19 protein-coding genes are annotated in these 24,048 nt (G+C 75.2%); 3 read left to right on the top strand and 16 right to left on the bottom strand.

Annotated elements, in window-relative coordinates; all coding sequences use genetic code 11:
- Positions 1-31: 31 nt before the first annotated feature.
- The 5 genes from RM555_RS08290 to RM555_RS08310 all read right to left on the bottom strand — a co-directional run bounded on the left by RM555_RS08290 (position 32) and on the right by RM555_RS08310 (position 6,110).
- Positions 32-2,515 carry an ABC transporter permease gene (locus RM555_RS08290; protein WP_311411171.1) on the bottom strand — a complete coding sequence of 828 codons (2,484 nt, stop codon included), beginning with the start codon at positions 2,513-2,515 and terminating at the stop codon, positions 32-34.
- The gene (locus RM555_RS08295; protein ID WP_311411172.1) at positions 2,512-3,306 is read right to left on the bottom strand and encodes an ABC transporter ATP-binding protein; all 795 of its coding nucleotides are present in this window, start codon (positions 3,304-3,306) and stop codon (positions 2,512-2,514) included. The genes RM555_RS08290 and RM555_RS08295 overlap by 4 nt, the downstream gene beginning before the upstream one ends.
- Positions 3,307-3,455: 149 nt before the next feature.
- Positions 3,456-4,121, bottom strand: a complete 666-nt coding sequence (locus RM555_RS08300) for a response regulator transcription factor (RefSeq protein ID WP_311411173.1) — start codon at positions 4,119-4,121, stop codon at positions 3,456-3,458.
- A complete protein-coding gene (locus RM555_RS08305) occupies positions 4,118-5,362 on the bottom strand; it encodes a sensor histidine kinase (protein WP_311411174.1) in 1,245 nt (414 codons plus the stop codon). Before RM555_RS08305 ends, RM555_RS08300 begins: the two co-directional genes overlap by 4 nt.
- A 67-nt stretch (positions 5,363-5,429) precedes the next feature.
- Positions 5,430-6,110, bottom strand: a complete 681-nt coding sequence (locus RM555_RS08310; RefSeq protein ID WP_311411175.1) for a DUF305 domain-containing protein — start codon at positions 6,108-6,110, stop codon at positions 5,430-5,432.
- Positions 6,111-6,248: 138 nt separating this feature from the next.
- On the opposite strand from RM555_RS08310, the gene RM555_RS08315 reads away from it, so the two are divergent.
- Positions 6,249-7,700, top strand: a complete 1,452-nt coding sequence (locus tag RM555_RS08315) for an LVIVD repeat-containing protein (protein WP_311411176.1) — start codon at positions 6,249-6,251, stop codon at positions 7,698-7,700.
- A gap of 69 nt (positions 7,701-7,769) precedes the next feature.
- Here RM555_RS08315 and RM555_RS08320 read toward each other — a convergent pair whose 3' ends face one another.
- The 7 genes from RM555_RS08320 to RM555_RS08350 form a co-directional block, all read right to left on the bottom strand.
- Positions 7,770-7,991, bottom strand: coding sequence for a DUF2188 domain-containing protein (locus tag RM555_RS08320; protein ID WP_225852266.1), 222 nt, complete (start codon positions 7,989-7,991; stop codon positions 7,770-7,772).
- 120 nt (positions 7,992-8,111) lie between these two features.
- Positions 8,112-9,044 (bottom strand): PfkB family carbohydrate kinase, encoded by a 933-nt coding sequence (locus RM555_RS08325; protein ID WP_311411177.1) that lies wholly within the window; start codon positions 9,042-9,044, stop codon positions 8,112-8,114.
- Between the two features lie 108 nt (positions 9,045-9,152).
- Entirely contained in the window at positions 9,153-10,763 is a 1,611-nt protein-coding gene (locus RM555_RS08330; RefSeq protein WP_311411178.1) for an asparagine synthetase B family protein, read from the bottom strand.
- 4 nt (positions 10,764-10,767) lie between these two features.
- A complete protein-coding gene (locus tag RM555_RS08335; RefSeq protein WP_311411179.1) occupies positions 10,768-11,730 on the bottom strand; it encodes a DUF5715 family protein in 963 nt (320 codons plus the stop codon).
- Positions 11,731-11,868: 138 nt separating this feature from the next.
- Positions 11,869-12,663 (bottom strand): isocitrate lyase/PEP mutase family protein, encoded by a 795-nt coding sequence (locus tag RM555_RS08340; protein ID WP_311411180.1) that lies wholly within the window; start codon positions 12,661-12,663, stop codon positions 11,869-11,871.
- Positions 12,660-13,676, bottom strand: coding sequence for a cytochrome P450 (locus tag RM555_RS08345; RefSeq protein WP_311411181.1), 1,017 nt, complete (start codon positions 13,674-13,676; stop codon positions 12,660-12,662). The genes RM555_RS08340 and RM555_RS08345 overlap by 4 nt, the downstream gene beginning before the upstream one ends.
- 817 nt (positions 13,677-14,493) lie before the next feature.
- A complete protein-coding gene (locus tag RM555_RS08350; protein WP_311411182.1) occupies positions 14,494-15,240 on the bottom strand; it encodes an ArsR/SmtB family transcription factor in 747 nt (248 codons plus the stop codon).
- A 132-nt stretch (positions 15,241-15,372) separates the two neighbouring features.
- On the opposite strand from RM555_RS08350, the gene RM555_RS08355 reads away from it, so the two are divergent.
- Positions 15,373-17,592, top strand: coding sequence for a family 43 glycosylhydrolase (locus RM555_RS08355; RefSeq protein ID WP_311411183.1), 2,220 nt, complete (start codon positions 15,373-15,375; stop codon positions 17,590-17,592).
- Between the two features lie 152 nt (positions 17,593-17,744).
- On the opposite strand, the gene RM555_RS08360 is transcribed toward RM555_RS08355, so the two are convergent.
- Complete coding sequence (locus RM555_RS08360) at positions 17,745-18,272, bottom strand: 2'-5' RNA ligase family protein (RefSeq protein ID WP_311411184.1); 528 nt, start codon at positions 18,270-18,272, stop codon at positions 17,745-17,747.
- A 113-nt stretch (positions 18,273-18,385) separates the two neighbouring features.
- On the opposite strand from RM555_RS08360, the gene RM555_RS08365 reads away from it, so the two are divergent.
- Positions 18,386-20,182, top strand: coding sequence for a DEAD/DEAH box helicase (locus RM555_RS08365; protein ID WP_311411185.1), 1,797 nt, complete (start codon positions 18,386-18,388; stop codon positions 20,180-20,182).
- Positions 20,183-20,246: 64 nt separating this feature from the next.
- Here RM555_RS08365 and lon read toward each other — a convergent pair whose 3' ends face one another.
- Genes lon through RM555_RS08380 form a run of 3 tightly spaced genes read right to left on the bottom strand, consistent with a single transcriptional unit; the run spans position 20,247 to position 24,003 of the window.
- The gene (gene lon / locus RM555_RS08370; protein ID WP_311411186.1) at positions 20,247-22,577 is read right to left on the bottom strand and encodes an endopeptidase La; all 2,331 of its coding nucleotides are present in this window, start codon (positions 22,575-22,577) and stop codon (positions 20,247-20,249) included.
- 38 nt (positions 22,578-22,615) lie between these two features.
- On the bottom strand, positions 22,616-22,873 hold the full coding sequence (locus tag RM555_RS08375; protein WP_311411187.1) for a hypothetical protein: 258 nt from the start codon (positions 22,871-22,873) through the stop codon (positions 22,616-22,618).
- Positions 22,874-22,896: 23 nt separating this feature from the next.
- Positions 22,897-24,003, bottom strand: a complete 1,107-nt coding sequence (locus tag RM555_RS08380) for a putative manganese transporter (RefSeq protein WP_311411188.1) — start codon at positions 24,001-24,003, stop codon at positions 22,897-22,899.
- Between the last annotated feature and the right edge of the window lie 45 nt (positions 24,004-24,048).

Raw genomic sequence — 24,048 nt, forward strand, 5'->3', positions numbered from 1 at the left:
CCGGACGGGCGACGGGACCGGCCGGCGGCTGTCACTGGTCGCCGAGCGCCTCGACCACCGGCCGGGACAGCGCCCGGCGCGCCGGCAGCACCGAGGCGACCAGGGCGGCCACCACCGCGACCCCGAGGATCAGACCCAGCTGCCCCACCGGCAGCACCACCGCGAAGTCGCCGCTGATCCGGGCCAGCAGGGCCATCGCGGCGGCGCTGACGCCGGTGCCGAGGCCGACCCCGAGCAGCGCGCCGACCAGCGCCATCAGCACCGCCTCGACGGCCAGCATGGCGCGCATCCGCCCCCGGGTCAGGCCGACCGCCCGCAGCACGGCGTTCTCCCGGGTCCGCTCCACCACCGACAGGCTCAGCGTGTTGGCGACCCCGACCAGCGCGATCACCACGGCCAGGCCCAGCAGCGCGGTGACGAGGGCGAGCAGCATGTCGACCGTGGCGGTGAGCATCTTCTTGTACGCGCCCTGGTCCATCAGGTTGGCCGTCGGATACCGGGCGACCACCGACTCGACGGCGGCCCGGGCCCGATCGGCGGAGACCCCGTCGGCGGGGTCGATCTCGGCCAGGAAGCCCCGCTCGTCGGGGAAGAGCGCGGCGAAGTCGGCGTCCACCACGTCGATCACGTGACCGTCGGGGACAGGGCTGCCGGCGAGTGCGGGTCCGTCGGCGGTGACGACCGCGGCCACCCGCAACGACCGGCCGCGCACGGTGACGGTGGAGCCGGTCGTCCAGCCCCGGGCCTCGGCCAACTCCCGGTGCACCAGCACCCACCCGGGTCCCAGCCGGTCGACGTCCCCCGCCACGACGCCCGTCAGCGTCCGGGCCACCAGGGCGGGGTGCGCGGCCTGGATCTGCACGCCGGCGGCGACGGCGCCACGCCGCTCGTGCACCACCGCCAGTTCGGGCCGGGCGCGCAACTCGGCGACGAGCGGCGCCGGCAGGTTCCCGCCGATCCCGGTGACCAGCCAGTCGACCCCGATCTCGGCGTCCACGCTGCGCTCGATGCCGTCCTTGGTGCTGCGGGCGCCGACCACGAAGGCCGACACCAGACCGATCCCGATCACCAGGGCCGTGGCGGTCGCGGCGATCCGGCGCGGATTGCGTACGGCGTTCGCCACGGCCAGGCCGGCGGTGGCGCCGAACAGCCGGCGAGCCGGCCACCCCAGCACCCGGACCAGCGCCGGCACGAGCACCGGGCCGAAGAGCACGATGCCGAAGAAGGCGAGCACGCCACCGGCGGCCACGAGCACCACCTGGACGGCGTACGCGGCGCCGACCAGCGCGGCGATCCCGGCGGCGAAGACCAGCGCCCCGACGGTCAGCCTTAGCCGGCCGGCACCCCGGGCGGGCTGGACCGCCGCGTCGGTGAGCGCGGCGACCGGGGCGATCCGGGTGCCCCGCCACGCGGGCAGCAGGGCGGCGCCCATCGTGATCGCCGTGCCGAGGAGCAGGCTGACCAGCACGGTCGATCCGGTGACGGTGAGCCCGCCGGGCGCTGGCGCGTCGAGCCGCGCCATCACCTGGTTCATGCCGCCGGCCAGGGCCACGCCGATCAGCACGCCGGCCGCGGAGGCGACCAGCCCGACCAGCGCGGCCTCGAGCAGCGCGGCGCGGAACAGCTGGCCCCGGGTCGCGCCGACCAGCCGCAGCAGCGCGGTCCGCCGGGTCCGCTGGGCCAGCACGATCGCGAAGGTGTTGGCGATGACGAACCCGGCGACCACGACCGCGACCCCGGCGAAGGTCAGCAGCGCCATGTTGAACTGCTGGAGGTCGCGGACCGCGTCGGTCACGGCGTCGTCGAGGATCCGCTGCCGGGTCTTGACGGTCGCGCCGGCGCCGACGGCCTCGGCGGCCCGTCCGGCCAGCGCCCCGTCGGTCGTGCCCGGCCGGGCAGCCACCATGATCCGGTCGTAGCCGCGTTGGCCGGTCACCGCGAGGGCGTCCGCGCCGACCAGGCCGATGAACGGACCGCCGACGTCGCGGGCGGTGCCCGCCACGTCGACCGTCCCGACCAGCGTGTACGGGCGGGCCGCTCCCCCGCCACCGCCGACGCGTACGGGCGCGCCGAGGGCGAAGCCCTCCTCGTCGGCGGTCGCGGCGTCCAGCACCACCTCGCCGGGGCGGTCGGGCAGCCGGCCGGCCACCACGTCGTACGAGCGCAGCGCCTCGTCGACGGGGATGGCGGCGAGGACGGCGTAGCCGAGCACGGGGCGGCCGTCGGCGCCGACGATGCCGCCGGAGCCGAGCAGCTCGCCCTCGGCGGCGGCGACCCCGTCGAGGGAGCGCACCTTCTCGACCAGCGCGGCCGGCAACGGGTCGTCGGTGGTGGAGTGGACGGCGAGGTCGGTGTGCCGGTCGAACGCCCCGGCCCGCTCGTACGCGCCGGTGCGCATCCCGTCGACGAAGATCAGCGTGCCGGCGATGAACGCGACGCCGAGCACGATGGCCAGCGAGGAGAGCATCAGGCGCAGCGCCTCGGCGCGGAGCTGGCGCAACGTCGTCCTGATCACCGGGTCACCGCCTCGCGGCCGGCGGCCGGTACGCGCGCCGCGTCGAGGCCGGCGAGCGCGTCGAGCACGCGCTCGGCGGTCGGCGCGGTGAGGTCGCGTACCGGCCGGCCGTCGGCGAGGAAGACCACCCGGTCGGCGTGCCCGGCGGCCGACGGGTCGTGGGTCACCATGATCACCGTCTGGCCGAGGGTGTCGACGGCCTCGCGGAGCAGGCGCAGCACCTCGGCGCCGGAGCGCGAGTCCAGGTTGCCGGTCGGCTCGTCGGCGAAGATCACCCACGGCTTGGTGATCAGGGCGCGGGCGACCGCCACCCGCTGCTGCTGGCCGCCGGAGAGCTCGGCGGGACGGTGGCGCAGCCGGTCGGCGAGCCCCACCGCCGCCACGACCTGGCGCAGCCAGGCCCGCTCCGGCCGCCGGCCGGCGATCGCCAGGGGCAGCACGATGTTCTCCTCGGCGGTCAGCGCCGGCAGCAGGTTGAACTTCTGGAACACGAAGCCGACCCGGTCGCGGCGCAGCAGGGTGAGCCGCTTGTCGTCGAGGCCGGCGAGGTCGGCGTCGCCGATGCGCACGCTGCCGGAGGTGGGCCGGTCCAGGCCGGCGAGGCAGTGCATGAGGGTGGACTTGCCGGAGCCGGAGGGGCCCATGATGGCGGTGAACCGGCCGGCGGCGAAGTCGACGTCGACCCCGTCGAGGGCGACGACGGCGGCCGGGCCGGCGCCGTACCGCTTGGACAGGCCGCGGGCGGTGACCGCCACGCCGGCGGTGGCGTGCGCGGGAGGTGCGACGGACACGTGGAGCTCCCCGTGGAGATCGTGGCTGGGACGTCTCCGACGCTATGGGCGCCGCCGGTCCGGCCGCGTCCACCCGCGCGTGGTGATCCCGCTGCGACCTCGGGCGCCCCTGTCGGGGTGGGCCCGTACGACCTGGGTCGTAGACCGGCTCAGCCGCCGGGGGTGACCAGCCCCGTCTCGTAGGCCAGCACCACGGCCTGCACCCGGTCGCGGAGCTGGAGCTTGGCGAGGATCCGCCCGACGTGCGTCTTCACGGTGGCCTCGGCGACGTGCACCCGGGCGGCGATCTCCGCGTTGGAGAGCCCCTGCGCCACCAGCAGGAGGATCTCCCGCTCGCGCTCGGTGAGCTGGCCGATCCGGGGGTCCTCGGCGGGCCCGGGGCCGAGCCGGCCGGCGAACCGGTCGAGCAGCCGCCGGGTGATGGGCGGGGCGACCACCGAGTCGCCCCGGGCGACGACCCGGATGGCGGCCAGCAGCTCCTCCGGCGGGACGTTCTTGAGCAGGAAGCCGCTGGCGCCCGCCTGGAGCGCGGCGAAGGCGTCGGCCTCGGTGTCGAAGGTGGTGAGCACCAGCACCCGGGGCGGTCCGGCGGGACGGTCCCGGCAGATCCGGCGGGTCGCCTCCACCCCGTCCATGGTCGGCATCCGGACGTCCATCACCACGACGTCGGCCTCGACGCGGGCCAGCAGCCGCAGGGCGTCGGCCCCGTCGACCGCCTCGCCGACGACCTCCAGGTCCGGCTGGGAGCCCAGCACCATCCGGAAGCCGGCACGGACCAGGGCCTGGTCGTCCACGATCACCACGCGGACCGTCATGCCGCCGTCACCTCCGTCGTCGGGGACGTCGACGGTAGCGGTAGCCGCGCCTCGACCTGCCAGCCCCCGGCGAGCCGAGGGCCGGCGGTGAGGCTGCCGTCGTACACGCCGACCCGCTCGCGCATGCCCACCAGGCCGTGCCCGCCGGACGGCGCGGGACTGACCGGCGGCCGGCCGCGCCCGTCGTCGACCACCCGGACCAGCACGGCGTCGCCGGCGTGCGCGACGGTGACCTCGACGTCGGCGCCGACCCCGGCGTGCTTCAGGGCGTTGGTCAGCCCCTCCTGCACCACCCGGTAGACGGTCAGTTCCAGCCCGGGCGGCATCGGCGCCGGCGCCCCGGTGACCGCGTGCCGGGCCCGGAGGCCGGCGGCGCGGAACCGGTCGAGCAGGGCGGGCAGCTCCGCCAGCGCCAACCGGCGGTGCGCCGGGTCGGCGGTCGCCCCGGCGTCGCCGGGCGCACCCGCCGCGCCGGGCCCGGCCTGCGCGTCCGGCGCGGCGGGCTCCCGCAGTACGCCGACCAGCCGGCGCATCTCCTCCAGCGCCTGCCGGCCGGTGTCGGCGACCACCTTCACCGCCTGTCGGGCGGTCTCCGGGTCCCGGTCGAGCGTGAACCGCGCCCCGTCGGCCTGCACGATCATCACCGCCATGCTGTGCGCCACCACGTCGTGCAGTTCACGGGCGATGCGGGTGCGTTCCTCCGCGACCGCGGCGCGCGCCTCGGCCTCGCGTTCCCGCTCCAGGGTGGCGGCCCGCTCCTCCAGGCTGAGCACGTAGAGCCGGCGGGTGCGCACGTTCAGCCCGACCAGCCAGACCGCCCCGGTGACCAGCCCGTAGTAGATGGCCGCCGCCCACCAGGCGATGGCTCCCGGGGTCTGGAGGCCGGCGAGCACCACCCCGACGGCGGCGCCGATCCCGGCGAGGACCCCGTCGCGGAGCCGGTGGGCGTACTTGATGACGCTGTAGAGGGCGATCAGCACCGCGACGTCGAAGGGCAGCGGCCCCCACCCGGCGACCACCTGCACCATCGCGAGCGCGGCCACCACGGCGGCGACCGCCGACGGGTGGACCCGGCGGAACAGCAGCGCCACCGCCATCGCGGCCCCGACGAGGGTGGCCCTCCCACCGCCGGGCTGGTTCGCCATGCCGGCGAGGCCGAGGAGCGCCACCGTGGCGGAGACGAAGGCGTCGAAGGCGACGCCGCGCAGGGGACGGCCGAGGATCGCGCGGTTCACGGTCACCCAGCGTACGTGGCGCAGGTCAGGGGGTCACTCCGCCCCGAGCCCGGGGCCGGGCCGCCCGCCCGGGTCAGGCCAGCAGCTCGCGCATCCGGTCGATCTCGACGGTCTGCTCGGTGGCGACGGAGTTGGCGAACTCCGAGAGGGTGAGGTCGGCGCCGACCTTGAGCAGGTCCGTGGCCATCTGGACCGCGCCCTGGTGGTGCTCCGTCATCATCCGCACGAAGAGCCGGTCGAACTCGGCGCCCCGCGCCGCCGCGAGCTGCCGGATGGCCTCGGGCGTCTGCATGCCCCGCATGCCCTCGTGGTCGTGCCCGGCCACCTCGGTGGAGAGCCCGCGCGCCTGCAACCAGCCCCGCATCAGGCCGATCTCGGGGCCCTGGCTGGCCCGGATCCGCTCGGCGAGGGCGCGCAGGGCCGGGTTGCCGGCGCGGTCACCGGCCAACTCCGCCATCGCCAGCGCCTGGGCGTGGTGCGGGATCATCATCCGGACGAACCAGACGTCCATCGAGTTGTGCCGGGCCGCGGTGGCGTCGCGCAGTTCCTCGGCGGGCCGGACCGCGGCGGTCTCGCCGGGCCGACCGGGAACGATCACCGCGGGTCGGCTCGGACCGGCCGGGGCGGACGTCGGGGCGGCGACCTGTCCCGCCGGCACCGCCGGGCCGGCGGAACGGGACAGGACGACGACCGCCACCGCCAGCAGACAGGCGGCTGTGACGACGGCGAGGATCCGCGCGCGCGGGTTGGTCATGGGCCACTCCCCCCGGTAGAGGTCATGGCGATGCTATCCATCGATGAAAGGGCTCCGACGTGACTTACATCACATCGATGGAACTCTTTGGACTGTAAGGTGTGCACCATCGTCATCCCCTTGCGAAGGACGTCGCCGATGACCAGTTTCCGCACCTTGCGGGCCAGGCGGCTCACCACCGTGAGCCTGGCCGCGGCCGGTCTACTCCTCGCCAGCGTCGCCACCGCCACGCCGGGAAGTGCCGGCGTGCCGGCGCGGTCCGCCCCCTCGGGCACGGCGGACACCGCCAACGCCATCCCGGGCGTCGACGAGATCGTCAGCAGCCCCAACCTCCGGCAGATCGCCAACCTGCCGAAGCAGGCGCCGCTGGACGCCACCAACAGCGACCTCGCCTTCCAGGGCCGCTACGCCTTCGCCGGCAACTACAACGGCTTCGTCATCTACGACATCTCCCGGCCGACCGCGCCGACGGTGGTGTCGCAGGTGTACTGCCCCGGATCGCAGAACGACATCTCCGTCCACGGTGACCTGCTGTTCCTCTCCACCGACTCCTCCCGCAGCGACGACTCCTGCAACAGCACCAGCGCGCCGGCGACGGAGAAGGCGTCCTGGGAGGGCATCAAGGTCTTCGACATCAGCGACAAGGCCCACCCCCGCTACGTCAAGGCGGTGGAGACGGCCTGCGGGTCGCACACCCACACCCTGGTGCCGGGCAAGGACCGCAAGGCCGTCTACCTGTACGTCTCCTCGTACAGCCCCCGGGCGGAGTTCCCCGACTGCCAGCCCCCGCACGACTCCGTCTCCATCGTGAAGGTGCCGGTGCAGTCGCCCACGGACGCGGCGGTGGTGGCCACCCCGAACCTCTTCCCGGACGGCGGCTACGAGGGCCGGCCCGGCGGTTCGGCGACCACCGGCTGCCACGACATCACGGCGTACCCGGAGAAGAACCTCGCCGCGGGCGCGTGCATGGGCGACGGCGTGCTGATGGACATCTCGGACCGGGAGGCCCCCCGACTGATCAACCGGGTCCGGGACACCGTCAACTTCGCGTTCTGGCACTCGGCCACGTTCAACAACGCCGGCACCAAGGTGGTCTTCACCGACGAGCTGGGCGGCGGCAGCGCGGCCACCTGCAACGAGGCCGTCGGACCGGAGCGGGGCGCCAACGCCATCTACGACATCACGGGTCGCGGCGACGCCCGGACGATGGTCTTCCGCAGCTACTACAAGATCCCCCGGATGAACGCCGACACCGAGAACTGCGTGGCGCACAACGGCTCGCTGATCCCGGTGCTCGGGCGCGACATCATGGTCCAGGCGTGGTACCAGGGCGGCATCTCCGTCTGGGACTTCACCGACTCGGCCAACCCGCAGGAGATCGCGTTCTGGGAGCGGGGCCCGATCTCGACCGACCGGCTCGTCGGCGGCGGCTCCTGGTCGGCTTATTACTACAACGGCTACATCTACTCCAACGACATGGCCAAGGGCTTCGACGTCCTCAAGCTGACCGACTGGCGGACCTGGACGGCGAACCTCGTCCGCTACCGCGAGCTGAACGTGCAGACCCAGCCCAGCTACCTGAGCTGGTAGTCGCAGCGCGCCGACGGGCCCGACCCCCGCGGGGGTCGGGCCCGTTCGTGTCCAGCGTGGACGCGCCGGTCAGCCGGCCGGCGGGTACGGGTCGTCCTGGTAGGTGTACTCCGTCTCGATCTTGCCGTCGGACGTGTGCACGACGAGCTGGCTCGGCTCGTTGCCGTGCGCCGCCCGGCGCCCCGCCTCGACGGCGAGCTGCTTGGTGTCGAACGTACCGACGACCTGGTTGCCCTGCTCGACCTTCCAACCGCCGTCGTTCGGTACGACGTGGTACTGGTTGCGCTTCATGTCAGTCACCCGCCTCTCGGTCAGGCCACCGGGATACCCGGGCCCCGGTGGCGGAAAACCCTCCTGGGTGGACAAACCGTCCGTCGCCGCCACCGGCACCCGGAGAAAGGTGACGACCCGTCACGGGGCCGGGATCCGGTCGAGCTGCGCGCGGAGCGCCTCCGGCGTCAGCGCGGGCCGGCCGCCCGGATGGCCGACAGTCGCGCCGGCCGCCGCGACCGCGTGCCGGGCGACCCGCTCCCGGGGCTCGCCGCGCAGCACGCCGAGGGTCAGCGCGGCGACGAAGGCGTCCCCGGCGCCGGTGTCGTCCACGGTGGGCGTCTCGCTCAGCGGCAGGAACAGCTCGCCGTCCGGCCAGACGAACGCGTTGCCCTTCCCGGCCACCTCGACGGCCAGCAGCGACGGGCCCCGGCGCAGCAGCCCACGCCCGGCGGCGAGCCCCGCCTCGGCGTCGCGCGGCGCGTGGCCGGTGATCAGCTCCACCTCCTGCGCGTCGGCCCGCAGCACGTCGGCGAGGGCGAGCAGCGCGTCGGCGTCGGCCGCGTCGGTCGGTGCGCCGTCGAGCACGACCAGCCGGCCGGCCTCCCGGGCGATCCGGGCCGCGGCCAGGGCGGCCCGCGCCGGCTGCTGGAGCTGCACCAGTACGGCCCGCGCGGCCCGCAGCGCGGATGCCGCCCCGGCGACGTCGTCGGGGGTGAGCAGGGTGGCCTCGGCGACGTCCTCCAGGTAGCGCCAGTCCGCGTCGGCGTCGACCACGTCGACGATGAGCCCGGTCGGGGTGCCGGGCCGGCGCCGTACCCACTGGACGTCGATGCCGTCGGCCCGCGCCAGCGCCAGCAGCCGCTCCCCCACCTCGTCGTCGCCAACCACTCCGAGCAGACCGACGGCGGCGCCGAGCTGCGCCAGCCCGACGGCCTGGTTGGCCCCCTTGCCGCCGAGCAGCTCCCGCCGCCGCCGTACCGGGGCGGTCCCGCCGGCCTCCGGCACCTCGTCCACCCGCAGCACGAGATCCCGCGCCACCTGCCCGACCACCATCACGTCCAGTCCCGCCATGCCCGGACCACTACCCGCGAGCGCCCGGGTCGATCCGCGCCGAGCGGGAGGCGTCGCCGGTCGCGTGGCGCGCCCCGGCCGACGACGCGCGGGGTGCATGGCGCGCGGTCAACCGGGCAGCGGCGCCTCGTCGCCGCGCGTGCGGCGCGGCCCGACCAGCCGGCGCACCATCGGGGCGGCGTTCCACTTCGCCGCGCCCACCAGGTCGCGGGCGTGCTCGAGGACGGTGTAGTCGGGCCGGGCCCGGCCGTCGGCGATGGCCCGGTCCAGGTCGTTGCCGCACCGGGTCAGCACCGTGTCGAAGTCGCGGCGCACCGGTTCGAGCAGGTGGTAGCCGAACGAGCGGTGCAGCCGGGCGAAGAGCGGCTTGTAGAGCCGGGCCCGCTCGTGCAGCCCCGAGGAGTACGACATCGGGTTCTTCGGCCGGCGCCGGACGTAGTCGGGCAGCAGGTCGGCGAAGGCCCGGCGGACGATCCACTTCTCCTGCCCGTCGCGCATCTTCAGCCCGATCGGCAGCCGCATCGCCAGCTCGACCAGGCTCAGGTCGAGAAACGGCACGCGGGCCTCCACCCCGTGCCCCATGCTGGCCCGGTCGACGCGCTGCAACTCCGTACGGCAGAGGTTGCGGATCTTGTGCAGGAAGAGCCGGCGGGACGCCTCGGGGCCGACCTCGTGGTACATCGGGTAGCCGCCGAACAGCTCGTCGGAGCCGTCGCCGGTGAGCACCACCTTCACGCCCAGCTCCCGGAGCCGGCGGAACAGCGGCACGGTGACCACCGCGTTGATGATGTCGCCGTACTCGGTCAGCTCGGACATCCGGATGGCCTCCCGGATGTCGGCCAGCCGGATGTCGCGCGGGCGCAGCTCGACCACCTCGTGCGGCACCCCCAGGTCCTTCGCGAGCCGCCGCGCGTACGCGACGTCGGGGCTGTCGGGCACGCCGACCGTGACCGCGACGCAGTCGGGGTGCATCTCGCGCACGTGCAGCAGGGCCAGCGAGCTGTCCAGCCCGCCGGAGAGCACCACCCCGACGGTGAGGTCGGTGTCCACCCGCATCCGGATGCTGTCGGTGAGGGCGGCACGGACGAGCAGGGCGGCCTCGTCCGGGTCGTCCACCACCGGCAGCCCGTCGCCGAGGGTGAGCAGGTCAACGTACGCACGCAGCCGGACCGGCCCGTCGGGCTCAACCCAGCCGTGGTGCCCGGGCGGCACCTCGACGATCGGCACGCGGTGCCCGACCAGCGCCTTGACCTCGCTGGCGACGTGCAGACAGCCGGGCGTCCGGGCCCAGTACAACGGCTTGACGCCGAGCGGGTCCCGGACCAGGTAGGCCCGGCCGGTGGCCCGTTCCACGACGGCGAAGGCGTACTCGCCGCGCAGCCGGGTCACCATGCCCTCGCCCCACTGCAGGAACGCGGCGAGCACCACCTCGGTGTCGCCGGTGCCGCGGAAGCGGTGTCCCCGCCGGACCAGTTCCGCGCGCAGCTCGGGGTGGTTGAAGACCTCGCCGTTGTAGCAGAGCAGCCACCGTTCGTCAGCGGAGGCCCACGGCTGCACGGCGCTTCTCCGGTCCACGATCGGCAGCCGGCGGGTGCCGGTGAGCAGGCCGTTCTCGTAGCGCGTCTCGGTGACCTCGCCGCGTGGGGCGAGGGTGGCGAGCATCCGCCGGAAGATCGTCGGATCGGCCTCGGGGCCGAGGCTCAACGCGATGCCACACATGGGCTCAGACCCCCATCTCGGCTTCGTACGCCCGGCGCAGCCGCCGCCGCGCCGCCGGCGCGAGGCACACGTGCCAGGCCTGCCCCTCGTCGACCACGTTGACCTCGCCGGCCCGCTGCCGGGCCAGCAGCAGCTCGGCCAGGGTGTCCCGCGCGCCGAAGCGGCCGAACCACTCCATCTCGACGTCGACGGCCCAGCCGAGGCAGTGCCCGCTGGGCATCATGGCCGCGTACCCGAGTCGGCGCAGCCGGTGCTGGTGCTCGGCGCTGCGGACCAGGCTGGTCACCCACAGCGGCGGCGTGGCGGGCGGGGTGCTGGCGGCGAACTGCCGGGCGATGTCGTTGAGCAGCGCCACCATCTCGCGGCGGGCCCGCCGGAACCGCAGTCCGGCGGTGCGCGGCGTGGCGTCGGGCCGCAGCTGGCGTCGTACCGCCCGCAGCCCGCGGCGGAGCAGCGTCCGCGGCTGCTCGGTGTAGCGGAAGCGCAGCAGGTCCCGGCGGCGCAGCCACTCCAGGTCCACCAGCTCGGGGCTGGCGTCCACCTGGGCGTCGGTGAGGTAGGTCGGGGTGTCGCGCCACCACATCACGTCGACGCGGGAGAGCAGGTAGATCCGGACCAGCGCGGTGAGGTCGGCGGCGGAGCTGCGCGCGTTGGGCTGGTAGCGGGCCATCTCCAGCAGCAGCGTCTCACGGGCGCCGACGAGCCCCTGCGGGGTGGCGTCGAGCACGGCGGCGATCGCGGGCTCGCGCAGCCGGTCGTCGATCAGCACCTGCCGGGCGGCGGTGCAGGACGCGCCGGCCAGGGCGCCGACCTCGACCAGCAGCTCGGCCACGGCCGTCCGGTAGGCGTCGAGGTCCGGCACGGCGGCGGGCCGCGTCGGGGTGGAGAACGCGCGCCGCCGGGCCGGGGCGGCGGGTGTGACGGAGGAGCCGGGCTGCTGTCCCGGGCTTCGGCTGGGCACTCGCATGGTCGGGTCCTCTCTCCCGTCACGGCATCACTGTGCATCGCCCTGCACACACCGTAATCAGGCGTGACGGGATGAGTCCGAACATTCCTCTTATCTCCTCCTATGGAATGGCCGTGGGGTGCGGCCGGGCACGAACCGCTACGGTCGGGACGCCGCGCTCAACCCCTGCACCTCGGCGTACGAGGGCGGTTCCGGGTGCGACCCGCCGCTGGTCCGGACGGCGTCCAGGGTGTCCAGGGCGGCGCCGAGCGCGGCCCGGAACAGCAGCGAGCCCGTGCTGACCCGGGCCACGCCGAGCGCCCCCAGTTCGGCGAGGGTGGGTCCGCCCGGCCGGTGCAGCACATTCAGGGGCAGGTCGATGCCGGCGACGAGCGCGCCGATCGTCCCGGTGTCCGGCGCCGCGGGCACGAAGATGCCGTCCGCGCCGGCGGCCGCATAGGTACGGGCCCGGGCGAGGGCCTGCGGCAGCGGATCGGGGGTGCCGAGCCACCACGTGTCGGTGCGGGCGTTGACGAACAGGTCCGGCACCGCGGCCTTGACGGCGGCCACCTTGGCCGCCGTCAGCTCCGTCGGGTCGAGGGTGCCGTCGGCGCGGCCGTCCTCGATGTTGATCCCGACGACGCCCAGGGCGGCCAGTTCGGCCGCCAGGTCGGCGACGGCCGCCGGGTCGTCGTCGCAGCCCGCCTCCACGTCGACGCTGAGCAGCACCGGGAGCCTGCGCAAGGCCCGGGCCAGCCGGACGTTCTCGGTCCGGGTGGCCGCCGCCGCGTCCGGCAGGCCCGCGGCCGCCGCTACGCCGAGGCTCGTGGTGCCGACCGCCTGATGTCCACGCGCGACGAACGCGGCGGCGCTGGCGTGGTCCCAGGCGTTGGGCAGCAGCAGCGGCCGATCGGCGTGGTGCAGGGCGTGGAAGGCGGCGCAGCGCTCGTTCATCGGATCTCCAAGTCGATCGTCGTCGGGACGCGCAGCAGCGCGTGTGGTTCGTGGGTCAGCGGGGCGGGCACGGTCCGGCAGCGGTGGCGCAGCACCCGCACCACCCCCGTGGCCAGGGCCACGGCGTGCCGCTCGCCGGGGCAGCCGCGCGGTCCCGCGCCGAAGGTCAGTGGCGTGCCGGACCGGCCGGGCGTGAACCGGTCCGGGTCGGCGTACGCAGCGGGATCCCGGTTGGCGGCGTCGAAGCGCAGCAGCACCTCCTCGCCCGCCGCCAGGTCGCGGCCGGCCAGCCGTGTCGGCGCGACCGCGACCCGCCGGGTCCCCCGCACCGGCGGGTCGAGCCGGAGCACCTCGGCGACCAGGTCGCCGGTCGACACGGTCGCGGGCAGTGCCAGACCGTGGCCGGTCGCGGCGCCGATCAGCCCGGCGGTCGCGTCGCATGCCTGCACCAGCAGCCCGATCCGGTTCGCCACCGCCTCGGGCGGGCCCGACGGCGTCATCCCGAGCAGCGCCGAGACCGCCCGGTCGGCCGCGGCGACCCGCGCCGCGTCGGCGCCGGGGTGGTAGGCCGCCGCCACGGCGGTCACCGCCGGCACGGCCGCCACCGGATCGGCGAGCCCGAGCCGCGCCGCCAGCACCCGCAGCGGTACGTGGCGCGCGAGCCCGGACATCACCTCCAGCCGGTCGCCGGCACGGTCGAGCACCTCCCCGGTGAGCCGGGCAGCGGCGGCGCGCAGTTCGTCGTGGTCGACCGCGGCCAGCGCGGCGACCCCGGCGGCCCGGCGGGCCGGGTGCCGGTGCGGGGCGCTGAACCGGCTGACGGTGCCGCGCAGCCAGGCCAGCGTGCCGGGCGCCCCACCCGGGGCGACGGGCACCTGACAGGCCGGGTCGGTGAGCACCGCCCACACGTCGGCGTGGCGGGTCACCGTCCAACCGGTGTCGGGGTGACGGGTGGGCGGTCCGCACGGTGGGGTGTCGGGCGCGGGCGCGATCACGAGGTCGTCGACGGTCACCGGGCGACGGTAGGGCCGCGATACTTCGGCCGCCCCCGAAACGTCCGCCACCGGGCACGAGCGGCGCCACGACCCGCGGGCCGAGCGGACCGGAACCCGCGCCTTCGCACCAGCCGAGCACGGTGGACACCAGGGCGCGTCGGCCGCGCCACCGGCCGCCGCGTCGGAGCGCTGGGCTGACACTGCCGACAGATACTCAGCGTAATCAGCTCCGCGTACGACGGGCGGTGGCCCTCGTGATCCGTACGGCCGTCGTCGGGGGCGTTGCACGGCCGTCGTCGGGGGCGCTGCAGGCCGGCTTCGATCATGCAGTTGTGGTGGGCGTCGTGTCCGGGATCGCACCTTATCGGGACGCCACAATTGCATGATCGACCCGGGCTGCCCGGGGAGGCGGGAGATCTTGGTATGGGAGGGCCCCTGGGGCGGCCGTTGCGTGCCAAGATCCCGGACGCGCCGGGCGGATGCCGCAGCTCTCGACCCCTTTGCTTTGCATGCTCGGACGCACCAGCTACGGAATGTAAGCAAGGGCGTGCACCCCCAGAGCGCACGTTGCCAGGAAAGGCCAGCTCAGAGGCATGGTGCGTCGATGGGTGCAGAGCAAAGGGGTTCGACGGACCCATACGGCTGGAGCGTCGACCACTACGGTCAGCAACAATCCCCAATCATCACCGTCAGTTATGCGACGCGAGAGGCGCGAGACCGCCGGGTCTCCCGAGGGCCGGCCTCGACGTGCCGTCCGAACAGACCCCGCACGTGACGCACCGACCGACGGGAACAGGCGTGTCGCGCGGCTCGCGCTTCGGGCCCATGGCGGCAGTCAGGCGCAGCCGCCGCCGGTGTCCGGCGCCGCGTCCGGCGCGAGGTCGGCCGGGGCGAGGCCGAACGCGGCAGCGAGCGCCGGGCCGCCGGCCGGGGTCAGCCGGAGCGACCGGTCGCCGCCCCGGACCAGCCAGCCCGCGTCGAGGAACCGGCCGCACAGCGCCGCGCCGAGCGCACCGGCCAGGTGCGGGCGGCGCTCGGTCCAGTCCAGGCAGTCGCGCACGAGGGGGCGGCGCGCGGACCGCAGCAGGTCGAGGGGCACCCCCAACCCGTCCAGCCAGCCCAGCCCGGCCGGGGTCAGCGCCAGCCCGCCGGCGTCGTCGAGCAGCCCGCACGCCAGCAGCCGGTCGCGCAGCAGCACCCCGAGGCGTCCGGCCAGGTGGTCGTAGCAGGTGCGGGCGTACGCCAGGGCGGCGCCGGCGCGGGCGGCGCGCAGCGAGCGGGCCGGCTCCGGCCGACCGGGGGCGTGGCCGGCCAGGTCCTCGACGAGTTGGGCGACCGAGGGACCGGCGAGCCGGAGGTAGCGGTGCCTGCCCTGCCGCTCCTCGACCAGCAGGCCGCCCCGGACCAGGCGAGTGAGGTGGTCACTGGCCGTGGAGGGTGCCACGCCGGCGAGCCGGGCCAACTCCCCGGCCGTCCACGCCCGGCCGTCGAGCAGGGCCAGGCAGATGGTGGCCCGGGTGTCGTCGGCGAGCAGGGTGGCGAGCCGGGCAAGGGCCCGGCCCCGCGTGGTGGCGGTGGTCACCGCCCCATGCTGACACGGGCACCCTTCGGCGCCCGCCGAACGTCCGTCGAGTCTTTACAACGTTGTATCCAACGTTGTACAAACGGACACGCACCGATCCTGATCGAACTCCCGCACCCCGAGGCAGGTCTGATGCGACATCTCCGCCGCGCCGGGGCGCTCGCCGCCGTCGTCGGTCTGGTCCTGGCCGCGGCGGCGTCCGCGCCGGCCGCCGCCGCACCCGAGCCCCGCTACCGCAACCCCGTCTCGGCCGGGTTCGCCGACACCTTCGCCGACCCCGTGATCGTCCGCGGTGAGGACGGTTTCTGGTACGCGTACGGCACCACCGACCCGCTGCGCGAGGGCGAGGGGACGTTCCACGGGGTCCCGATCGCCCGCTCGGCCGACCTGGTCGGCTGGACGTACGTCGGAGACGCCTTCGGCGCCGGCCAACGCCCCGCGTACGCGGCTTCCGGCGCCGGCTTCTGGGCCCCCGACGTGCGCCGGATCGGCGACCGCTGGGTCATGTACGTGACCGTCACCGACACGACCGTGTCCCCCGACGGGGGTGACTTCGCCGTCGGGGCGGCCACCGCGCCCACCCCGACCGGCCCGTGGACCTTCGCCGACGAGCCCGTGGTCGCGCCCCGCCCCGGCGGTGGCGGGGGCTGGCTGTGGACCATCGACCCGAGCCAGTTCACCGACGTCGACGGCAGGCACTACCTCTACCACGGCAGCTACTACGGCGGCATCTCGGTGACCGAGCTCTCCGCCGACGGGCTGCGCGCGGTCGGCTCACCCACCCTGGTCGCCGTCGACAACAAGTTCGAGGGCAGCCACGTGGTGCGCCACGACGGCTGGTACTACCTGTTCGCCTCCGCGGCCAACTGCTGCGCCGGCCCGGCCACCGGCTACTCCGTGCACGTCGGCCGGTCCCGCGACCCGCGCGGGCCGTTCGTCGACCGCGACGGCATCTCGCTGACCGCCTCCCGGGCCGGCGGCACGCCGGTGCTCGCCCAGAACGGCAACCGGTGGATCGGCACCGGCCACAACGGCTTTCTCACCGACCTCTCCGGCCAGGACTGGATCGTCTACCACGCGATCGACCGCGCCGACCCGTACCTGGACGAGCCGTTCGGCATCAACGAGCGGCCAATGCTGCTGGACCGCCTCGACTGGATCGACGGCTGGCCGACGGTGAACGCCGGTGCCGGCCCCTCCGACGGCCCCCGGCCCGCGCCGGTCACCACCGGCCGGGTGGACGAGCGCTTCGACGCCGGGCTGGCCGGCTGGCGACGCGGCTCCGGGGACTGGCGGGTCGCCGACGGCCGACTCACCGGCAGCGGCGCGCTGACCAGCCGTACGACCGTGGGCGGGGACCTGCGGGCGGAGGCCGACCTGCGGCTTCCCGCCGCCGGGGCGGCCGGGCTCACGCTCGGCGACCGGGTCTCGGTGCGGGTGGACGCCGCCGCCGGTCGGCTGGTCGTCGCCGACGGCGGGCGCACCGCGAGCGCGCCGCTGCCCGCCGGCTTCGACGCCGCGGCCGGGCACCACCTCGCCGTCGAGGTACGCGGCCGGGACCTGGTGGCCGAGCTGAGCCCGGCCCGGCTCGGCGACCAGTTGGCGGTGGTGTCGCTGCGGCTGGCGCGGCCGGTGGCCGGGCGGCTCATGCTCACCGCGACCGGCGGGGCCGCCGGCTTCGACAACGTCAGCGTCGCCCGGCTGCACCGGCCGGTGCGCCACGCCGTCGCCGAGCCGCGGGCGGGCCGCCTGCTGCCGGCGTTCTCGGACGAGTTCACCGGCGGGCTGGACCCGGCGTGGCGGTGGGTCCGACCGGACCCGGCGGCCACCGTGTCCGGCGGGGCGCTGCGCTGGCCGGTGCAGGGCGCCGACCTGACCGGCACCGGCAACACCGCCGGCGTGCTGCTGCGCGACGCGCCGGGCGGCGACTACGTCGTGGAGACGAAGGTGACCCTGGACCTCGGCGAGGAGACCGTCCGCAACTACCAGCAGGCCGGGCTGGTCGCCTACGTCGACGACGACCGTTTCGCCCGGCTGGCGCAGGTCGCGATCTGGAACACCAGGCAGGTGGAGTACGGCTACGAGCTGCCCTTCGCCGGCCAGCCGGTCTACGGCGGCAACATCGTCGGCACCCCGGCGACCACCACCTGGCTGCGGCTGGCGCACCGGGTCGACCCGGCCACCGGCGAGCACGAGTTCCGGGCCGGCTCCAGCCGGGACGGGCGGAACTGGACGTGGGGCGGGGTATGGACCTTCCCGGCCGACACCACCCCCCGGATCGGGCTGGTCGCGCACGGCGGCGCCGACCCGGCGGTCACCGCGCACTTCGACTACCTGCGCTTCCACCGCTGACCCCCGCACGATCGGGCCCCCGCCGGACGGTGGGGGCCCGATCCCGTTCCCGGCGCCCGACGACGGGGCACCCCGGCGGTCACGTCCGGCGGCCCCTGCGGCGGGGCCGGCGCGGCACCCGGGCGGTCACGTCCGGCGGCGGGGCCTGGCGGTCACGTGCGGCGGCCGGCGCCGCCGAGCGGGCTGACCGTCCGGCTCTGTCCGTCGTAACTGCGCCCGGCGACGAAGGCCCCGTCGGGGCGGTCGACGCCCGCCACCGCGCGGGCCAGCCGGCGATCGGCGTCGCGGAAGCGCAGCGCCAGGCTCAGGTGTGGGCGCCAGCGCCCCGGAGCGTGCCAGGGACGCTGTCCCGGGGCCGCGGCGAGGACGTCCCAGACCGACGCGTGCAGTGCGGTCAACTCCGGCGACGGGTGCACCAGCCACACCAGCGGGGCGCTGCCGTCGAGCACCGCGATCCGGTCCAGCCGCACGGGCAGCGGCAACCCCGCGTCGAACAGGTCGGCCAGCCGCCGCTGCGTGCCGGGCGGGAACTCGTCGACCGCGGCGAGGGTCAGGTGCGGCCGGTTCGTCGGGTGGGCGTTGCGGGCCAGGCTGGGCAGCCCCACCGCGGCCAGCCGCTCCCAGGCGCCGCGCACGGCGGCCTCCAGGTCGGGCGAGCAGACCAGTTCGACCGTACGCACGCCGCCAGGCTAGCCCGCCGGAGCACGGCGACGGGCGCCCGCCGGACCCGCGCGGGCGCTCGTTGTGCCGGTCGGCGAAACGGCGTCGCGGCGGTGATGAAAAGCTTGACGGCATGAGTTCCGCACCCGTACGGCACGACCCGCCCACCGAGCCCGGCCCCGACACCCTCGACGACACGAGCGCCTTCGCGGACCTCGGACTACGCGCCGAGTTGCTGGGCGCGCTGAACGCCCTCGGCTACGAGGAGCCCACTCCGATCCAGCGGGAGGCCATCCCACCCCTGCTGGCCGGTCGGGACCTGCTGGGCCAGGCCGCGACGGGTACGGGCAAGACGGCCGCCTTCGCGCTGCCGCTGTTGCAGCGGATGCCCGACGACCGACCCGGCGGCGCCCCGGTGGCGCTCGTGCTGGTGCCCACCCGCGAGCTCGCCGTGCAGGTCTCCGAGGCGTTCCACCGCTACGGCAAGGACCTGGGCGCGCGGGTGCTGCCGATCTACGGCGGGCAGCCGATCGGCCGGCAGCTGCGCGCCCTGGACCTCGGGGTCGACGTCGTGGTCGCCACCCCGGGCCGCGCGCTGGACCACATCGCCCGGGGCACCCTCGACCTGGGCTCGCTGGCCACGGTGGTGCTCGACGAGGCCGACGAGATGCTCGACATGGGCTTCGCCGAGGACATCGAGGCGATCCTGGAGCACGCGCCGGAGCAGCGCCAGACGGTGCTCTTCTCGGCGACGATGCCGGCGCGCATCGACGGGCTGGCCCGCAAGCACCTGACCGACCCGGTACGCATCCTCATCGCCCGCGAGCAGCCCGTGGCCGGCGAGGCACCCCGGGTACGGCAGAGCGCGTACATCGTCGCCCGGGCGCACAAGCCGGCGGCGCTGGGCCGGGTGCTGGACGTCGAGTCCCCCACGGCGGCGATCGTCTTCTGCCGCAGCCGCGAGGAGGTCGACCGGCTCACCGAGACCATGAACGGCCGGGGCTACCGGGCCGAGGCGCTGCACGGCGGGATGAGCCAGGAGCAGCGCGACCGGGTGATGGGCCGGCTGCGCACGGGCACCGCGGACCTGCTGGTGGCCACCGACGTGGCCGCCCGCGGCCTGGACGTCGAGCAGCTCACCCACGTGGTCAACTACGACGTCCCGTCGGCCCCCGAGTCGTACGTGCACCGCATCGGCCGGGTCGGCCGGGCCGGGCGGGAGGGCGTGGCGATCACCCTCGCCGAGCCGCGCGAGCACCGGATGCTCAAGACCATCGAACGGGTCACCGGTCAGCGCATCGCCATCGACAAGATCCCGACGGTGGCGGACATGCGTACCCGGCGGTTGGAGCTGACCCAGGGCGCCCTGCGGGAGAGCCTGCTGGAGGACGACCTCGACCCGTACCGGGCGATCGTGGAGTCGTTGACCGACGAGTTCGACCTGGTGGAGGTGGCCCTCGCGGCGGTGAAGCTGGCGCACGAGGCGACGTCGCCGGGTTCGGACGACGAGGAGGAGATCCCCCAGGTCCCCGTCCGGGGCCCGCGTGAGGGGCGGCCGGAGGCCGGTGGCCGGGGTGAGCGCCGGGGCGGTGCCCGGCCCCGCACCGGGGGCACCACCCAGGTCTTCATCGGGCTGGGCCGGCGCGCCGGGGTCCGCCCGCAGGACCTGGTGGGCGCGATCACCGGCGAGACGGGGGTCAGCGGCCGGGACATCGGCTCGATCGAGATCGCCGACCGGTTCTCGCTGGTGGAGGTGCCCCAGAGCGTCGCCGACGAGGTGATCGCCGGGCTGCGTGGCAGCACCATCAAGGGCCGCAAGGCGACCGTACGCCGGGACCGTGACGGCGACGGCGGCGGCGAGCGCCGCTTCGACGGGGTCGACCGGCGCGAGCGCCGCGACCGGGACTTCGACCGCCGCGACCGCCGCTGACCCGCACGTTAGGAAGGGCCCCCTGCTATGCACCAGGCGTTAGCAGGGGGCCCTTCCTTACACCTCAGGCGGCGGCGAGGGCCGGGTCGGGGCGGGTGTCGGCGTCGGCCGGGCGCAGCGCCAGGGCGAGCACGTCGGCGACGTCGGCCAGGGTGTGCACGGTCAGCGCCTCCCGGACCTCGGCGGGCAGGTCGTCGAGGTCCGGCTCGTTGCGGGCCGGGATGATCACCTCGGTCAGGCCGGCCCGGTGGGCGGCGAGCAGCTTCTGCTTCACCCCGCCGATGGGCAGCACCCGGCCGGAGAGGGTCACCTCGCCGGTCATCCCGAACTCGGGCCGCACGGGCCGGCCGCTGGCCAGCGAGGCCAGGGCGGTGACCATGGTGATGCCGGCGCTGGGGCCGTCCTTCGGCACCGCGCCCGCCGGCACGTGCAGGTGGATCCGCCGTCCGGCGAGGGCGTTCGGGTCGAGTCCGAGCCGGCGCCCGTTGGAGCGCAGGTACGACAGCGCGATGTGCGCCGACTCCTTCATGACGTCGCCGAGCTGGCCGGTAAGGGTCAGCCCCGGCTCGCCCTCCATGCTGGTGGCCTCGATGAAGAGCACGTCGCCGCCCGCGCCGGTGACGGCCAGGCCGGTGGCCACGCCGGGCACCGCCGTCCGCTCCGCCGATTCCGGGGTGAACTTCGGCCGCCCGAGGTAGGTGGCGAGGTTGCCGGTGTCGACGCGGACCGGCGCCGGGTCGGTCGCCAGGGTCACCGCGACCTTGCGCAGGATCTTCGCCAGGGACCGTTCGAGCTGTCGCACGCCGGCCTCGCGGGTGTACTCGCCGGCGATCCGGGCGAGGGCGTCGTCGGCGACGCCGACCTCCTCGGCGGTGAGTCCGGCCCGCTCCCGCTGCCGGGGCAGCAGGTGGTCGCGGGCGATGGCGACCTTCTCCTCCTCCGTGTACCCGTCGAGGGTCACCAGCTCCATCCGGTCCAGCAGCGGCCCGGGGATGGCCTCCACCACGTTGGCGGTGGCCAGGAAGAGCACGTCTGAGAGGTCGAGGTCGACTTCGAGGTAGTGGTCGCGGAAGGTGTGGTTCTGCGCCGGGTCGAGCACCTCGAGCAGGGCGGCGGCCGGGTCGCCGGAGTAGCCGGCGGCGAGCTTGTCGACCTCGTCGAGGAGCACGACCGGGTTCATCGAGCCGGCCTCGCGCAGGGCGCGCACGATCCGGCCGGGCAGCGCGCCGACGTAGGTGCGCCGGTGGCCGCGGATCTCGGCCTCGTCGCGGACGCCGCCGAGCGAGACGCGGACGAAGTTGCGGCCGAGCGCACGGGCGATCGACTCGCCGAGGCTGGTCTTGCCGACGCCGGGCGGGCCGGCGAGGGCGAGCACCGCGCCGGAGCCCCGGCCGCCGACGACGCCGAGGTTGCGCTCGGCCCGCCGGTTGCGCACGGCGAGGTACTCCAGGACGCGGTCCTTGACGTCGGCCAGGCCGGCGTGGTCGGCGTCGAGCACGGCGCGGGCCGCGGCCAGGTCGGTGTCGTCCTCGGTACGGGTGCCCCACGGCATCTCCAGCACCGTGTCGAGCCAGGTCCGGATCCAGCCCGCCTCCGGGGAGGCGTCGCTGGCGCGTTCCAGCTTGCCGACCTCGCGCAGCGCCGCCTCGCGGACCTTGTCGGGCAGGTCGGCGGTCTCCACGCGGGCCCGGTAGTCGGCGGAGCCGTCCGGCTCGTCCTCGCCGATTTCCTTGCGGATGGCGGAGAGCTGCTGGCGCAGCAGGAACTCCCGCTGGGACTTCTCCAGCCCTTCGCGGACGTCGGTGCTGATCTGCTCGGCGATCTCCTGCTCGGCCAGGTGTGCCTTCACCCAGCCGACGAGCAGTTCCAGCCGGGCGGTGACGTCCGGCGCGGCGAGCAGCTCGGTCTTCTGGGCGAGGCTGAGCCAGGAGACGTAGCCGGCCGAGTCGGCCAGCTCGGAGAGGTCGGTCATCCGCTCGATGGCGTCGATGACCTGCCAGGCGCCGCGCTGCTGGAGCACGGACGTCATGAGGGCGCGGTACTCGCGGGCGAGTTCGCGGGCGCGGCCGGCGGGGGCGGGTTCGTCGAGTTCGGTCGCCTCGACCCAGAGGGCCGCGCCGGGCCCGGGTACGCCGGAGCCGATCCGGGCGCGGGACAGGCCGCGGATGACGGCGGCCGGTTCGCCGCTGGGCAGCCGGCCGACCTTCTCGATGGTGGCGACCGCGCCGACGGGGCCGTACTCGCCGTCGAGGCGGGGCACGGCGAGCAGCTTGTGGTCACCGGTGGCGCGGGCCGCGTCGACGGCGGCCTGGGTGGTCGGGTCGAGGGTCACCGGGATGACCATGCCGGGCAGGAGCACGGCGTCGGTCAGGGGAAGTACCGGGAGAGTTGCCATCGAACACCTGCTATCGCGTTGAGTTGAGCGTGTCCAACTCAAGTAACAAATCGTTCCCCTTGTTCCGGGCTGTGACCCAGACCACCTCCGCGCGTGGGACGGCGCTGCGGGCGCAGCAGCTCGCGCGCCAGGCCGGCGCCCCCGGCGGCCGCCACGGCGAGCGGGATCGCCAGGCAGGTCAGCGCCAGCGCGGCGACGGTCCAGCCCGGCAGGCCGGCCACCGCGGCGACGCCGGTCAGCACGGCGAAGGCGAGGAGCTTGCGACGGGTGCGGGCGATCGGGATCGCGACGGACATCGGGATCTCCCCTCCGTACGGGATCAGAGCAGGACGAGCAGGGCGGCGCCGACGGCTGCCGCCGGCACGGTGGTGACGACGGTGGCGAGCGCCGCCGAGTGCCGGCGCAGCGCGGCGAGCGGGATCAGCGCGTCGCCGTCCTGGCTGATCGCGTTGGCGACCAGGGTGGGCAGCGGCAGGCCGCCGCTGACGTACAGGCCGGTGAAGACGATCTGCACCGCGCACCCGGGGATGAGGCCGATGCCGGCGCCGACCAGCACGCCGACGAGCCCGGTGAGGGCGAGCTGGGAGCCGTCGAAGCCCGTCGTGGTGGTCACCACCTGCCAGCCCAGGTACGCCACGGCGACCCAGACGGTGACGAAGGACGCCTCGTGCGCGCTGTGCCGCAACGTCTCCCGCAGCGAGCGGGGCTGCGCGGTCTCCAGGCTGTCGTCGGCCAGCTTCCCGCGCCCTCCGGCGAAGATCAGCGCCGCGGTGAGCGTGCCGAGCACCCCCAGCGCCAGGTACGGGTCGACGCCACCGAAGGAGCGGGTCAGCGCGCCCGGGTCGACCAGTTGGAAGACCACCGGCACCGACACCGCGAACGCCGGCGTGGTCAGCCCCCAGAACGCCGTGGACGCCGGCACCCGGGGCAGCAGCCCGCCGAGCAGCCGCCGCGAGCCGGCGAGGTCCGGCCCGCCCGCGGCGGCCAGGCCGACCGGCGCGGGCGCGGCGGCGACCCGGTGGTGGACCGCGCGGGCCGGGTCGATGCCGAGCGCGTCGACGACGTAGCCGGTCACCAGGCCGACCGCGAAGAGCAGCGCGTGGATCTTGAGGGCGAACACGGGGTTCCAGGCGAGCACCACCCACGACGAGTCCCCCATGGTGGCCGCCAGGGCAGCGACCACGGTGCCGAAGGAGACCTTCCCCCGGGCGTACAGCGGCATCAGGATGATCGCCCCGCCGCAGCCGGGACTGACGCCCAGCAGGGCGCCGACCAGCGGACCGAGCCGGGGCCGGCTGGTGAGCCCGTCGGTGACCCGGTCGCCGTGGCGCCAGCGCAGCCAGCCGAAGAGCGCCACCATGACGGCGACGTAGACACCCACCTGCATGAACGCGTCCGCGAGCGGGCGGAGCACGAGTTCGGTCACGGCGCACCTCCTCCGGTACGGTGCCGCCGGGCCGTCCGCCGCTCG

This window comes from Micromonospora reichwaldensis, from assembly GCF_031845925.1.
Lineage (GTDB): Bacteria > Actinomycetota > Actinomycetes > Mycobacteriales > Micromonosporaceae > Micromonospora > Micromonospora reichwaldensis.

What these genes read in the sequence shown, in the direction of transcription:
- RM555_RS08300 (WP_311411173.1), bottom strand. Translation starts at nt 4,121, where the DNA reads ATGACGGTCCGCGTGGTGATCGTGGACGACCAGGCCCTGGTCCGTGCC.
- RM555_RS08310 (WP_311411175.1), bottom strand. Translation starts at nt 6,110, where the DNA reads ATGACCAACCCGCGCGCGCGGATCCTCGCCGTCGTCACAGCCGCCTGT.
- RM555_RS08315 (WP_311411176.1), top strand. Translation starts at nt 6,249, where the DNA reads ATGACCAGTTTCCGCACCTTGCGGGCCAGGCGGCTCACCACCGTGAGC.
- RM555_RS08320 (WP_225852266.1), bottom strand. Translation starts at nt 7,991, where the DNA reads ATGAAGCGCAACCAGTACCACGTCGTACCGAACGACGGCGGTTGGAAG.
- RM555_RS08325 (WP_311411177.1), bottom strand. Translation starts at nt 9,044, where the DNA reads ATGGCGGGACTGGACGTGATGGTGGTCGGGCAGGTGGCGCGGGATCTC.
- RM555_RS08330 (WP_311411178.1), bottom strand. Translation starts at nt 10,763, where the DNA reads ATGTGTGGCATCGCGTTGAGCCTCGGCCCCGAGGCCGATCCGACGATC.
- RM555_RS08335 (WP_311411179.1), bottom strand. Translation starts at nt 11,730, where the DNA reads ATGCGAGTGCCCAGCCGAAGCCCGGGACAGCAGCCCGGCTCCTCCGTC.
- RM555_RS08340 (WP_311411180.1), bottom strand. Translation starts at nt 12,663, where the DNA reads ATGAACGAGCGCTGCGCCGCCTTCCACGCCCTGCACCACGCCGATCGG.
- RM555_RS08355 (WP_311411183.1), top strand. Translation starts at nt 15,373, where the DNA reads ATGCGACATCTCCGCCGCGCCGGGGCGCTCGCCGCCGTCGTCGGTCTG.
- RM555_RS08365 (WP_311411185.1), top strand. Translation starts at nt 18,386, where the DNA reads ATGAGTTCCGCACCCGTACGGCACGACCCGCCCACCGAGCCCGGCCCC.
- lon (WP_311411186.1), bottom strand. Translation starts at nt 22,577, where the DNA reads ATGGCAACTCTCCCGGTACTTCCCCTGACCGACGCCGTGCTCCTGCCC.
- RM555_RS08375 (WP_311411187.1), bottom strand. Translation starts at nt 22,873, where the DNA reads ATGTCCGTCGCGATCCCGATCGCCCGCACCCGTCGCAAGCTCCTCGCC.